This is a genomic window from Aerococcaceae bacterium zg-252, assembly GCA_016237705.1.
Classification (GTDB): Bacteria; Bacillota; Bacilli; order Lactobacillales; family Aerococcaceae; genus Globicatella; species Globicatella yangjingiae.
The window spans coordinates 1,851,304-1,866,019 of the sequence record CP066204.1 but is presented as its reverse complement, the minus strand read 5'-3'; the positions used below and the strand labels follow the sequence as shown (position 1 = coordinate 1,866,019).

9 protein-coding genes are annotated in these 14,716 nt (G+C 37.5%); 8 read left to right on the top strand and 1 reads right to left on the bottom strand.

Features of this window, described 5'->3' with window-relative positions; all coding sequences use genetic code 11:
• Position 1 precedes the first annotated feature (1 nt).
• The 4 genes from JDW14_08715 to JDW14_08700 all read left to right on the top strand — a co-directional run bounded on the left by JDW14_08715 (position 2) and on the right by JDW14_08700 (position 3,203).
• The gene (locus JDW14_08715) at positions 2 to 577 is read left to right on the top strand and encodes a hypothetical protein (GenBank protein ID QQD65364.1); all 576 of its coding nucleotides are present in this window, start codon (positions 2 to 4) and stop codon (positions 575 to 577) included.
• Positions 574 to 771: a hypothetical protein gene (locus JDW14_08710; GenBank protein ID QQD65363.1), complete on the top strand. Its 198-nt coding sequence runs from the start codon at positions 574 to 576 to the stop codon at positions 769 to 771. The genes JDW14_08715 and JDW14_08710 overlap by 4 nt, the downstream gene beginning before the upstream one ends.
• A gap of 638 nt (positions 772 to 1,409) precedes the next feature.
• On the top strand, positions 1,410 to 2,567 hold the full coding sequence (gene alr / locus JDW14_08705; protein ID QQD65362.1) for an alanine racemase: 1,158 nt from the start codon (positions 1,410 to 1,412) through the stop codon (positions 2,565 to 2,567).
• 9 nt (positions 2,568 to 2,576) lie between these two features.
• On the top strand, positions 2,577 to 3,203 hold the full coding sequence (locus JDW14_08700; protein QQD65361.1) for an MBL fold metallo-hydrolase: 627 nt from the start codon (positions 2,577 to 2,579) through the stop codon (positions 3,201 to 3,203).
• Positions 3,204 to 3,234: 31 nt separating this feature from the next.
• On the opposite strand, the gene JDW14_08695 is transcribed toward JDW14_08700, so the two are convergent.
• Entirely contained in the window at positions 3,235 to 3,870 is a 636-nt protein-coding gene (locus JDW14_08695) for a CBS domain-containing protein (protein QQD65360.1), read from the bottom strand.
• Between the two features lie 582 nt (positions 3,871 to 4,452).
• Between JDW14_08695 and rpoB the strand changes: the two genes are divergently transcribed.
• The 4 genes from rpoB (at position 4,453) to JDW14_08675 (ending at position 14,648) form a co-directional block, all read left to right on the top strand.
• Positions 4,453 to 8,091, top strand: a complete 3,639-nt coding sequence (gene rpoB / locus JDW14_08690; GenBank protein QQD65359.1) for a DNA-directed RNA polymerase subunit beta — start codon at positions 4,453 to 4,455, stop codon at positions 8,089 to 8,091.
• A 177-nt stretch (positions 8,092 to 8,268) separates the two neighbouring features.
• Positions 8,269 to 11,916 (top strand): DNA-directed RNA polymerase subunit beta', encoded by a 3,648-nt coding sequence (gene rpoC / locus JDW14_08685; GenBank protein ID QQD65358.1) that lies wholly within the window; start codon positions 8,269 to 8,271, stop codon positions 11,914 to 11,916.
• Positions 11,917 to 12,164: 248 nt separating this feature from the next.
• A complete protein-coding gene (locus JDW14_08680; GenBank protein ID QQD65357.1) occupies positions 12,165 to 13,631 on the top strand; it encodes a DUF1538 domain-containing protein in 1,467 nt (488 codons plus the stop codon).
• Between the two features lie 15 nt (positions 13,632 to 13,646).
• The gene (locus JDW14_08675; GenBank protein QQD65356.1) at positions 13,647 to 14,648 is read left to right on the top strand and encodes a hypothetical protein; all 1,002 of its coding nucleotides are present in this window, start codon (positions 13,647 to 13,649) and stop codon (positions 14,646 to 14,648) included.
• Positions 14,649 to 14,716: the final 68 nt, after the last annotated feature.

Here is a 14,716-nt window from a genome sequence, read left to right as displayed (position 1 = left end):
AATGGCATTTTATGGAATAGCAACAGACCGCAATATGCAAGTGATTGTAAATGCTAATTATTTGAACTATATGGGCAGAGTAGCAACGTTCAAAGACTACGCTACACAAGAGGAAATAGAAAAGCTGGAAAGCCTATTAAAAGCGATTAAGCAATTGCCAATGTTACACGGCAAAATCATTGTGCTTAGATACTTCAAAATGGCAAGGTATGAAAAGAGTAAAGATAAAAAAATAAAGGTCATTAGAGATGTGTACCATGGTTTTAAGGGTAAAGCGGGCTTAGTTGATGAAGCGGCTAAAATTATCGGTATCAGTCAATACAACTTGAGGAAACTTGAATATGAATCCTATACGCTATTAGCTGAGTATCTACTTGCTGAAAAGTTACAGGGGTATCAATTAATCAAACCGATTGAAAAAAAGCATTACAGGGGCACAGTTGACGCATTACAGCAAGTGCTAGAGATATATCAAAAAGACAACACTGTAATCAATGTTCAAATGACATACAGTTATGGCGACTTTTATAATTTAAATTTTGATATTGAATTAGCTGAAAAGTGGGTGAAACGGTGAAAAAGTGTAAATTGTTGTATAGTGATAGCTTATTGGGTATCAATGAGGAGATTGCAGAGTTTAAAGCAACGTCAGAAGTATCACCCTACCACGTTGATAAAGTAAGGCATGACAATGGGCATTATAGTGCGTTGGTGTGGTATAGGGTTGATGAGACTAAGGGGGTAGCGAAATGTGACGCCCTAAATCGATAACGGTTGAAATGTTGATATTTTTTGGTGACGTTCTCATTAAAAGGTGGCTATGCTCCCATAAGTGACGCATTAAAAAAAAGACGCATCATAATTTTTTGGTTTATTATAGTCGTGCAACAGCCCTAGAGTTAAAATAAGTGGCACTTTTAGGTGTTTTAACCACTTAGGCATATGATTAGCCATTTAGGTGTAAAATGCTCTAGGGTGCGTTGTAGAGAGTGATTTTTGTGTGGGTGAATAAACTGCCTTGAAATAAAAAAAATAATCGTTAGTGTGTAATTACTAGCGTTAAAGAAGTGGCTTTTTAGGTCATGAATGATTAAACCCTAGCACGGTTTTTTGACTTCCCTTTGACTACCCCTTGAAGTGATTTGTAAACATGAATAGAAGTGAACAACTTTTAAAAATGCTGATATATCAAGGGTTTAGAAGTGTATGAATGTTGATGTAAGCATGCTTGTCGGATTGTAGGAATATATATAAATTTGTCTACTCAAATGGAATTAGTGCTATGCAGCATAATTTCGAGATGAGTAGACATTTTTTTGTTTGCACGAAATGGAAATTTCTATTTTTGATGATAATGCTAGTCAGATATGCTAAAATTAATGAGACAAAAATTAAAGGTGGCGATTTGAATGTATGAACCAAGTGAACACCGTCCCACTCAGGTGATTGTTGATTTGAATGCAATTCAACACAATATTCAGTATGTACAAACGAAGATGAGTGAAGAACAATTATTATATGTGACAGTTAAAGCAGACGCTTATGGGCATGGTGCGATTCCAGTAGCAAAAGCAGCTATTGAAGCTGGAGCTAAAGGTTTATTGGTAGCGACAGTTGATGAAGCAATTGAATTGAGACAAAATGGTTTTAGTCAAATTCCGATTTTGGTTTTAGGATTGACCGATCCACGTGGAATTGCTGAAATCTTACACTATAATATTACGATTACGGTATCTAGTCATGAATTTTTTGCTAGAGCCTATGAACAATTAGTAGCAACTAATCAATTGAATTTATTAGATGTCTATGTATTAAATGTTCATTTAGCGTTGGATACAGGTATGGGACGCATTGGTTTGCGTAGCGTGGAAGAAGTGCGTGAATTTGCACTAGAGATTCAACAGTATGCTTGGGTGAATTGGCAAGGGGTATTTACGCATTTTGCAACGGCTGGGGGAGGCCCTGAAGCCTATGTTGAAAAGCAATTTGACCGTTGGAAAACCTTGATTGAAGCTGTTCCAGAATCGGTGACGTATCGCCATTATGCGAATACGGCCATGGCGATTTGGCATCACCATTTGCAACCGAAATCGGATATTGTGCGTTTGGGTATTTCAATGTATGGCATGGATCCCAAAGATGAGCGAGATAATATTGAAACAGCCACGAATTTGCAGCCGGTAATGCAATTGATTTCTGAGATTATGCATACAAAACAGGTGGGCGCTGGCGAGTCGATCAGTTATGGTGCCCAATATACGACGACTGAAAGTGAGTGGGTTGCGACCGTTCCAATCGGTTATGCAGACGGTTGGCTGCGTCGCTATCATGTTATTGATGTTCTAGTGGCGGGGCATCGTTGTCCAGTAGTGGGTGTTATTAATATGGATCAAATGATGATCAAATTACCACATAATCTACCGGTTGGAACGACAGTAACGCTAATTGGAAAAGATGGGAAATTTGAAAATCATGTCAGTGATATGGCACGACAATTGGATACGATTAGTTATGAGATTTTCTGTAATATTAGTCGTCGAGTGCCACGTATCTATTTGAAAGATTAGGTGCAGCTGATGTATCAAGTTTTTCGAAAAGTTGTCGGTATAGCGAGTGAAAATACTTATGTCATCGTTAATGAGCGTAATGAAGCATTGATTGTTGATCCAGGTGCTCAAGCAGAGATGTTGATAAAATGGATAGAAGATAATCAATGGCAGCCTCAAGCAGTATTATTGACACATGGACATTTTGATCACATTGGTGCTTTAGATGCAGTGCGTCAACACTTTAATGTCGAAGCTTATATTCATCAGATAGAAGCAGATTTTTTAGTTAATCCAGTATTGAATTTATCGGCTGGAATGTTAAATCAGGAAGTACGACAACAGCCAGCACAACATTTGTGGAATAATACTGGCTTGCAGAAAATTGGCGCTTTTGAATTTCGTATTGAATTAATACCAGGGCATAGTCCAGGACATGTGGTCTATATATTTGAGCAAGCGTCGTTTGTGATTGCAGGAGATACATTATTTAATGGAAGTATTGGTAGAACTGATTTTTATTTAGGTAGTCTGTCAACATTATTAAGTGGTATTCGAACGCATCTGATGTGTTTAACTGATGACTTTATGGTTTATCCTGGTCATGGGGAAGCCACAACCATTGGAAAAGAGCGTTTGAGTAATCTGTATTTATAAAAAATAAAGTCATCCGGTGTGTCGGATGACTTTATTTGATTTTATAATGTTTAGTGCGATATTGCTTGCGTTGTAATAAGCGTTCTAAATCATTTAGTTGGACAATATCGAAATGGTCTGGCAGGATAAACAGTGCTTTACTTGGTGTTCCATAACTAGTTTCATCTAATGTCATTGCACTGACAATATCTGTATAGCGATTGATTAGTTTCGTTAGGCGATTTAACTCACCAGTTCGACCAGAAGAAATAATTTCCAATACAAATTTTCCTGTGTTCGAAATCCAAGCTTCTGCAAAAAAGTTTAATACAGTCGTATGTTCGATAATGCCAATAAATGTATTTTGTTCACTTAGTACGGCAATTTGTGGTAAATCACCGATGACGAATAATAAACGCAGTGCATTATCAGTTACACGAATGACTTTTGTCGTGTTTTTTAAAAAGCGAGTGACAGGTATCGTGGATAAGTCAGCATCGGGATAACGAAATAGATGCTGATAAATATGGTAGCGATAAATCGTTCCACGATAGATAGAATTAGTAGCATCAATGACTGGAGCACAACGCAACCCTTTAGATTCTAATAATTGAATCGCTTCTTGACAATTTAATTGTTCATGGATACACGTGAGCTTTTGCTTTGGTATGGTTAAAGCTTCAATCACTTGATGTACCTCCTTATTCTAGTTCGCTCAAGTTGGCTTGACTTTTACTTCAGAAGTCTCTTTTGTGCGACACTCGCATTACAGTGACTTCCGCCAGTGATTCAAGTCAGAATACTCTCACTTTACATAACTTCATTCACATTATATCAGATAAATTTAAAATGCTCAATCGCTTTCTAATTAAATATTAATCTAAATTGTGTTATTGATGTATTTGCTTTTTGAACTCTAGGTAGGAGGAATGATAGTAGAAATGAGAAGGTAAGAATGCATAGAAAATTTATGCAAAATGTACCAATATCACAACATCACACGAAAATCGCTATTGACAGCTAACCAAAAATAGAATATAATATTTAGATGCAAAGACGCATTTAATGAGTATAGAAATGACATTGAAATCTTGTCCAATGTTGGTTTCTAAAGGGAAAACAAAAGAATTGAGCCTAAAAGAATGAATGAAAAGCTCGCTTTTGTCTTTTTTTTGCCCAAAAATAGTGGTCATTATCAATTGTTAACAAAATGTAACATTGGAAATATTTTTGACACATTGCGTTTTAATAATTTGGAGGGGTGAATAGCTTGAGTCAGCATCATATTGTAAAATACGGTAAAAAAGCTCAACGTCGTAGTTATGCACGTATCGATGAGGTTTTAGATTTACCAAACTTAATTGAGATTCAAACTGATTCTTACCAATGGTTCTTAGATGAAGGACTTAAGGTTATGTTTGAAGATATTTCGCCAATAGTGGACCATTCAGAAAATCTTGAATTACATTTCATTGATTATGAATTTAAAGAAGCAAAATATAATTTAGAAGAGGCTCGTAGTCATGATGCCAATTATTCTAAACCGATCTACGTTACATTACGTTTGATTAATAAGGAAACTGGCGAAGTTCGTGAACAAGAAGTTTTCTTTGGTGATTTCCCAATTATGACTGAAATGGGAACATTTATTATTAATGGTGCTGAACGTGTTATTGTATCGCAATTAGTACGTTCTCCAGGTGTTTATTTCCATGACCGTACAGATAAAAAATCACGTCATAGCTATACATCAACAGTGATTCCAAACCGTGGTGCGTGGTTAGAATTTGAAACGGATGCTAAAGGGATTGCTTATGTGCGTATTGACCGTACTCGTAAATTACCAATTACGGCTATTGTTCGTGCATTAGGATTCGGTTCAGATGAAGAAATCATTGATATTTTCAATGAATCAGAATTATTAGAAGCAACAATCGAAAAAGATGTACATAAAAACATCACGGATTCACGTGTTGAAGAAGCCTTAAAAGATATTTATGAGCGTCTTCGTCCAGGTGAACCAAAGACGGCAGAAAGTTCACGTAACTTATTAACAGCTCGTTTCTTCGATCCACGTCGTTATGATTTGGCACCTGTTGGTCGTTATAAAATCAATAAAAAATTACATTTAAAACATCGTTTATTAGGATTAACTTTAGCAGAAACTTTAGTTGACCATGAGACAGGCGAAGTGATTTTTGAAGAAGGCACGGTTATGGATCAAGATAAAATTGATCAATTAACACCGTACTTAGATGCTAATATTAATTTAGTAACCTTAACACCGGCACCTGAGAGTGTGGTGGCTGAGCCGATTACATTACAAATTATTCGTGTCTACAATCCTGAAAATCCTGAACAAGTTATTAATTTGATTGGTAATGGAAATATCGAAGGTATCAAAGCCTTAACACCGGCTGATATTATCGCATCAATTAACTATTACTTGAATTTATCGCTTGGTATTGGAACAACCGATGATATTGACCACTTAGGAAATCGTCGTATTCGTTCGGTAGGAGAATTATTACAAAATCAATTCCGTATCGGTTTAAGTCGTATGGAGCGTGTTGTGCGTGAACGTATGTCACTACAAGATACCGCAACGATTACACCACAACAATTAATCAATATTCGTCCAGTTGTGGCAGCGATTAAAGAATTCTTTGGTTCATCACAATTATCTCAATTCATGGATCAATCAAATCCATTATCAGAGTTAACACATAAACGTCGTCTATCAGCCTTAGGGCCTGGTGGTTTAACACGTGACCGTGCCGGATTCGAAGTACGTGACGTTCACTATTCTCACTATGGTCGTATGTGTCCAATCGAAACGCCAGAGGGACCAAACATTGGGTTGATTAACAGTTTATCTTCTTATGCGAAAATTAACCAATATGGTTTTATCGAAACACCATACCGTAAAGTGAATAAAGAAACACGCAGTGTAACGAATGAAACAGTTTATTTAACTGCGGATGAAGAAGATTTATATGTTGTGGCACAAGCAAACTCTTTATTAAATGAAGACGGAACGTTTGTTAATGACATGGTAATGGCACGTGCAACATCTGAAAATATTGAAGTGCCAGTAAGTCAAGTTGATTTCATGGACGTTTCACCGAAACAAGTAGTTGCCGTAGCGACTGCATCGATTCCGTTCTTAGAAAACGATGACTCGAACCGTGCGTTAATGGGTGCGAACATGCAACGTCAAGCTGTGCCATTGATTAACCCAGTTTCACCATTAATTGGTACGGGTATGGAATATAAAGCAGCACATGACTCTGGAGCAGCCTTATTGTGTAAACGTGACGGTGAAGTCGTTTATGTAGATGCAAATCGTGTCAAAGTGAAAGTAGCAGACGGCTCAACAGATGAGTACCGTTTAACTAAATTTGCTCGTTCAAATGCTGGTACATGTTATAATCAGCGTCCAATTGTCCAATTAGGTGACAAAGTTGAAGCTGGCGAAATTTTAGCAGACGGTCCGTCAATGCAAAATGGGGAAATGGCATTAGGACAAAACCCATTAGTTGCGTTCATGACTTGGGACGGTTACAACTACGAAGATGCGATTATTATGTCAGAGCGTTTGGTAAAAGATGATGTGTATACATCTATCCATATTGAAGAATATGAATCAGAAGCTCGTGATACTAAATTAGGACCTGAAGAAATCACACGTGAAATTCCAAATGTTGGGGAAGATGCACTAAAATACTTAGATAAAAATGGTATTATTTCAATCGGTGCTGAAGTAAAAGACGGCGACATCTTAGTTGGTAAAGTGACACCGAAAGGGGTAACAGAATTATCAGCTGAAGAACGTTTATTACACGCAATCTTCGGTGAAAAAGCTCGTGAAGTGCGTGATACATCGTTACGAGTTCCACACGGTGGTGGTGGTATTGTCCACGATGTGAAAATCTTTACTCGTGAAAATGGCGATGAGTTATCACCAGGTGTTAATATGTTAGTTCGTGTTTACATTGTTCAAAAACGTAAAATCAATGAAGGAGATAAAATGGCCGGTCGTCACGGTAATAAAGGGGTTGTCTCTTTAATTATGCCGGAAGAAGATATGCCATTCATGCCTGACGGAACACCGATTGACATCATGCTAAACCCATTAGGGGTACCATCTCGTATGAACATCGGACAAGTATTAGAATTACACTTAGGTATGGCAGCTCGTCAATTAGGTATTAAAATTGCTACACCAGTATTTGACGGTGCAACAGAAGAAGATGTTTGGGCAACTGTTAAAGAAGCTGGAATGGAAACAGATGCGAAAACAACGCTTTATGACGGACGTACTGGTGAACCATTTGACCGTAAAGTATCGGTTGGAGTTATGTACATGATTAAATTAGCCCACATGGTCGATGATAAATTACATGCTCGTTCAACAGGACCTTACTCATTAGTAACGCAACAACCATTGGGTGGTAAAGCTCAATTTGGTGGACAACGTTTTGGTGAGATGGAGGTTTGGGCATTAGAAGCTTATGGTGCAGCATATACCTTACAAGAAATCTTGACTTATAAATCAGATGACGTTGTTGGTCGTGTGAAAACATATGAAGCGATTGTAAAAGGTCAACCAATTCCACGTCCTGGTGTCCCAGAATCATTCCGAGTTCTTGTAAAAGAATTACAAGCATTGGGATTAGATTTGAAAGTCTTAGATGCTAATGACGAAGAAATTGAATTACGTGATGATGACGATGACGATGATGTAGTAAACTACAATGCTTTGGATCAATATCGTCAAGAACAAAAACAATCAGAATCAAGTTTAGATGAAGAATTAATCGATGAGAGTGATTTTGAAGATTTAATTTCAGATGACGAAGACGAAGTTGAGGAAGAAGAAATCTTAGAAGACTTAATTGAAGAATAATGCATGGTGAGAGCGAGGATGTACTGGCTTGAACCACTGGAGTAAAACGTCGGCGTGCGAAAAGCGCACAGAGAGGTTTTACGAAGTGGAGGTCAAGCCAATCCGAGCGAACCAAAATAAAAGCCTTGGAGCCAGAAGAGTTATAGGCACTCTGAAAAATAAAAGGAGGTAGGCCCCTTGATCGATGTTAATAATTTTGAAGCAATGCAAATCGGATTAGCGTCTGCGGAAAAAATTCGTAGTTGGTCGTATGGTGAAGTAAAAAAACCGGAAACCATTAACTATCGTACATTAAAGCCGGAACGTGACGGTTTGTTCTGTGAAAGAATTTTCGGACCAACAAAAGATTGGGAATGTAGTTGTGGTAAATTAAAACGAGTTCGCTATAAAGGTCGTGTTTGTGATCGCTGTGGTGTTGAAGTAACGAAAGCAAAAGTGCGTCGTGAACGTATGGGACATATTGAATTAGCTGCACCTGTGACACATGTTTGGTATTTCAAAGGAATTCCAAGTCGTATGGGTTTGGTATTAGATGTTAGCCCACGTTATTTAGAAGAAGTAATCTATTTTGCCTCTTATATTGTAATTGATGCAGGTGATACACCATTAGAAAAAAAATCATTATTGACAGAAGCAGAATATCGTGAGAAAAAACGTGAGTACGGCGATCGTTTCTATGCAAAAATGGGTGCAGAAGCCATTAAAGAATTGTTAGAAGCTGTTGATTTAGAAAAAGAAGTTGCTGAATTGAAAGAAATTTTAAAAACAGCGACTGGTCAAAAGAGAACACGTGCAATTCGCCGTTTAGATATTTTAGATGCATTTAGAGAATCTGGAAACAAACCGTCTTGGATGGTAATGGATGTTTTACCAGTTATTCCACCGGATATTCGTCCAATGGTTCAATTAGAGGGTGGACGTTTTGCGACAAGTGACTTAAATGATTTATACCGTCGTGTTATCAACCGTAATAACCGTTTAAAACGTTTATTGGACTTAGGTGCACCAAGCATTATTGTTCAAAACGAAAAACGTATGTTACAAGAAGCGGTCGATGCGCTAATTGATAATGGTCGTCGTGGTCGAGCAGTAACTGGACCAGGAAACCGTCCATTGAAATCATTGTCACACATGTTGAAAGGAAAACAAGGTCGTTTCCGTCAAAACTTATTAGGTAAACGTGTTGACTACTCTGGACGTTCAGTAATCGTCGTAGGTCCAAACTTAAAAATGTACCAATGTGGTTTACCAAAAGAAATGGCGATTGAATTATTCAAGCCATTTGTGATGAAAGAATTAGTTGAGCGAGAAATCGCAGCGAATATTAAAAATGCTAAACGTATGATTGAAACACAAGATGATGCGATTTGGCCAGTAATTGAAGAAGTAATTCGTGAGCACCCAGTATTACTTAACCGAGCACCTACTTTGCACCGTTTAGGTATTCAAGCATTTGAGCCGACTTTAGTAGAGGGACGTGCGATTCGTTTGCACCCATTAGTATGTGAGGCTTTCAACGCCGACTTCGACGGGGACCAAATGGCCGTTCACGTACCATTGTCAGAAGAAGCACAAGCTGAAGCTCGTTTATTAATGTTAGCAGCACAAAACATCTTGAACCCTAAAGACGGTAAACCAGTTGTTACACCGTCACAAGATATGGTCTTAGGTAACTATTACTTAACATTAGAAGAGCCTGGACGTGTTGGAGAGGGATTAGTATTAAGTAGTGTTGGGGAAGCTGAAATTGCTTACCAAAGTGGTTATGCACATTTACATACACGTGTGGCGATTCCAGCTAAAGCATTAGCCGGCAAACCATTTACTGAATGGCAAAAATCACGTTTAATGGTAACGACAGTTGGTAAATTATTATTCAACGAAATTATGCCATTAGAATTCCCTTACTTGAATGAGCCGACAAATGAAAACTTAACGGTTCAAACACCAGATAAATATTTCTTAGAACCAGGTACTGATGTAAAAGCAGCGATTGCAGCAATGGATATGGTGCCACCATTTAAGAAAAAAGACTTTGGTAATATTATCGCAGAGGTCTTCAAACGATTCCATATTACAGAAACATCAGTCATGTTAGATAAGTTGAAAAACTTAGGTTACAAATATTCAACTCGTGCTGGTATTACAGTTGGGGTTGCCGATGTATTACGTTTAGAATCGAAAGCTGGTATTTTAGAAGAAGCACATAAACGTGTTGATAACATTACAAAACAATATCGTCGTGGTTTAATTACGGAAGACGAGCGTTATGAAAGTGTTATTCGTACATGGGAACAAGCTAAAGATAAAGTTCAAGAAGATCTGAAAAACTCATTACCACGCTTGAACCCAATTCATATGATGTCGGATTCAGGTGCCCGTGGTAACATTTCAAACTTTACCCAATTAGCTGGTATGCGTGGTAACATGGCTGCCCCAAGTGGTAAGATTATCGAGTTGCCGATTACATCAAACTTCCGTGAGGGATTATCTGTCTTAGAGATGTTTATCTCTACTCACGGTGCTCGTAAAGGTATGACAGATACGGCCTTAAAAACAGCCGATTCAGGTTACTTAACACGTCGTTTAGTTGATGTGGCACAAGATGTCATTATTCGTGAAGATGACTGTGGAACTGATAAAGGGATTGAAATCACTGAAATTGCAGACGGCAATAGCGTGATTGAATCATTAGAAGAACGATTAATTGGTCGTTATACTCAAAAAACGGTTCGTCACCCACAATCAGGTGAAGTAATTATCGGTGCAGATCAATTGATTACAGAAGATAAAGCAGCTGAGATTGTAGCAGCTGGTGTTGAAACGGTAACGATTCGTTCAGTCTTTACATGTGATACAAAACATGGTGTATGTAAACACTGCTACGGACGTAACTTAGCGACTGGTATGGAAGTTGAAGTTGGTGAAGCTGTTGGTACAATTGCAGCTCAATCTATCGGTGAACCAGGTACTCAGTTAACAATGCGTACATTCCATACGGGTGGGGTTGCCGGCGGTGGCGATATTACTCAAGGTTTACCACGTATTCAAGAGATTTTTGAAGCACGTAATCCAAAAGGTCGTGCGACAATTACTGAAGTATCCGGTGTGGTTGAATCAATCGAAGAAAAAGCGAATGACCGTTCTAAAGATATTACAATCGTTGGTGTCAACGATACGCGTAAATACAATGTGCCTTACCAATCACGCTTGAAAGTCAAAGAGGGTGACCAAGTAGAACGTGGACAAGCATTAACAGAAGGGTCAATTGATCCGAAAGAATTATTACGTGTAACTGATGTGATTACAGTTGAGAAATACTTATTACGTGAAGTTCAATCTGTTTACCGTGGACAAGGGGTAGAAATCGGTGATAAACACGTTGAGGTTATGGTTCGTCAAATGTTACGTAAAGTACGTGTTATGGATCCTGCGTCAACAAATATTTTACCAGGTGCTTTAATGGATATTGCTGACTTTACACAAGCGAACGTTGAAGCAATTAAAGCAGGTGAAGTGCCAGCGACTGCTCGTCCAGTGTTATTAGGTATTACGAAAGCAGCGTTAGAAACGAAATCATTCATTTCAGCCGCTTCATTCCAAGAAACAACACGTGTCTTAACAGATGCAGCGATTCGTGGTAAGAAAGATGTCCTATTAGGATTGAAAGAAAATGTTACAATTGGTAAATTAATTCCTGCTGGTACAGGTATGGCGAGATATCGTAAAATTAAGTCAAATCTTGAAGTGCCAGTCGATACGGTATTAGCAAGTGACATGACTGCTTTTGAAACGGAAACAGAAGTAGAAACACCAACTGTATAAGTTGAAAAAGAAAGAATCGATATTGGTTGATTTCTAACTTTTATTGATGAAATGCACAAAGCTCCTTGGTAGTGAAAAGTAGAAGATATTTTCTTTGCAGTTCGCTACCGAGGAGTAATTTTATGCAGTAGCTAATAACATTTTTTGACTTTAATCGTTAAAGGTTTAAATTTGAATGATTTGCACAGTAACTCTATCTTGTATATACTAAATAGTATAAGAAAAATAGATAGAGGTGGAGATGAGATTTGAAGGATAAATTAAGAGAAGTGACGATAGCTGTTGTACCAATTGTTATTCTAGTATTATTGATACATTGGTTTTTAGTTCCCTTATCGATGACGCAACTAAATTTATTTTTTTTAGGTGCACTTTTAGTATTAATTGGCTTAGCGATATTTTTATTAGGCGTCGATATTAGTGTGAGCCGAATGGGGTATTTACTAGGTCAGGGGTTAACAAAAAAAGGGAAAATCAGTTATATTTTATTAGGCGGACTATTCATTGGTTTTATTGTGTCGATAGCAGAGCCGTCTTTAACGATATTAGGGTATCAAATACAAGAAATGTCGCATAATGCACTTAGGCAGTTCACTGTCATTATGGTGGTATCATTAGGTGTGGCAGCAGCATTAGCAGTCGGTTTATTGAGAATTATTTTAAATTGGGATATTCGACGGCTTGTGATGATTGGTTATTTAATAATATTTGCTGTATCATTTTTTGTAGAAGAAGCCATTTTTACCTTTGCTTTTGATTCATCTGGTGCTACTACAGGGGCTTTAACAGTGCCTTTTGTATTGGCAATGAGTTCAGGTGTTTCCGATCTTTTTTCGAATGATAGTGAAGATGAAGAACGTAGTTTTGGTCTTGTGGGTATTGCTTCAATTGGACCGATTATTGCGATGCTATTACTGGGAGTATTTAATAAAGGTAATTTATCTGGGGATTTTCCAGAACCTGTGACAAAAGAATTATCCATTATGCGTGTTTTATTGAGTGAATTAGGAGATAGCATTCATCAAGTGATTTTAGGTGCCTTACCTTTAGTGTTGATTTTTGTTTTATATCACTTCTTTATTTCACGGCAATCAAAGCAAACATTTAAAGATATTATGTTTGGTTTAGGGTATTTAATGTTTGGTTTGGTATTATTTCTAACAGGTGTTTCGGCTGGTTTTATGCCGATAGGACAACATTTAGGAATGGCATTGTTTCATGAGCATTCGATGTTTATAATGGTTATGATTGGATTTATATTAGGTGTAATGGCGATTTTAGCAGAGCCAGCTGTCTATGTATTGATTGATCAAATTGAAGATACGACCGGTGGGACGATTTCAAGAACACTAGTGCTGATATTAATTGCAGTCGGTGTCGGTGTTGCGATTGCTCTTACGATTTTAAGAGTATTGATTCCAGCATTGAGATTATGGCATATTTTATTACCAGGATATTTCTTAGTCCTTTTATTTTCACGCTTCGTACCAAAATTATTTGTTGGTATGGGATTTGATTCCGGAGGCGTTGCGAGTGGGCCGATGACTGGAACGTTTATTTTTGCCTTTGTACAAGGAATTTCAATCGCAAATCCAACTGCCAATCCAATTATTGATGGTTTTGGTATGATTGCATTAGTGGCTATGGTTCCAATTTTATTTATTGAGTTATTAGGCTTTGTATATGTGTTGATTTCACGTAATCAACAAGATTAACTGAGGTGAAGTATAGTGAAAAATATTGATAAAGATCCCATGCAATTAGCGATTGCAGTATTAAATCATAATGACGGCGTTCCATTTGTAAAGGAAGCAATAAAATTGGGATTAATGGGAGGTTTAATTAGCCCAGCTACTGGATTAATTGGCTCTCCTTTACTGAATTTACTGTCAATTCGACATGATCGACGGGATTTCGTGATGATGTTCGAGCGAAAAAGTATTATGGAGCCGGCGATTCAATCTATTGTCAAACAATTTAAAATGGATAAGCCTAATCATGGTGTAGTCTTCGTCTTAGATACAAAATTTAATTTGCGTCGTGATTGTTTGATAGGAGCAAATGATTGGAATAATGTTCATGCGGATCATCAGTTAGTCTTTATTACGTTTAAGCATGGTCGCTCGAAAGAAGTTATTGAAAAATTAACACAAGTTTCTACGGCTGGAGCAACGATTTTTACAGGGAAAGGCGAACATGTCGCAGAACGACAGCAAATGCTCGGTCTGTCGTTCTCGCCACAAAAAGATGTCGTGATGAGTGTGGTTGAAAGTCAACAAGTGCCAGATGTCTTTAATGCGATAGAAGAAGCATTCTATTGTTCAAATACAAAAGGAATGTCGGTCTTTAGTTTGGAACTGAATTCTTTTTCACAGGAAAAAGAAGTAGTCGAACCACTTAATATGCCAAAGAAATCGTTATTGATTTCAGTAGTGAGTGAAGAATTAGAAGAAGAATATTTAAAAATTATGAAAAAACATCGTATGAATGGTGGTACGAGCATTAAGGGGCATGGCTCAATTTCACCGGAAATGATGGAGCGTATTTTTAATATTACAGTCAATCCGCAAAAACGCATTTTATTTACAGTAGACGATACGAATAAAGTACAAGAGGCTTATGAAGATATTTTGCAGACGAAAGCAATGAATGAAAAGCATCGTGGTATTTTTCTAACTATACCAGTGCAACAAGCCTATGGTATGTATGATAAAACGCAGCAACATGATTAATCATTAAACAAAGTTGGGTCAACTTAGATTGCCAGTACACGAAATGAGTACGGCTGGTAAATGAGTTG

Bases quoted from the DNA above. Each gene is read 5' to 3' on its own strand.
- JDW14_08715 (QQD65364.1), top strand. From the start codon at position 2: ATGGCATTTTATGGAATAGCAACAGACCGCAATATGCAAGTGATTGTA.
- JDW14_08700 (QQD65361.1), top strand. From the start codon at position 2,577: ATGTATCAAGTTTTTCGAAAAGTTGTCGGTATAGCGAGTGAAAATACT.
- alr (QQD65362.1), top strand. From the start codon at position 1,410: ATGTATGAACCAAGTGAACACCGTCCCACTCAGGTGATTGTTGATTTG.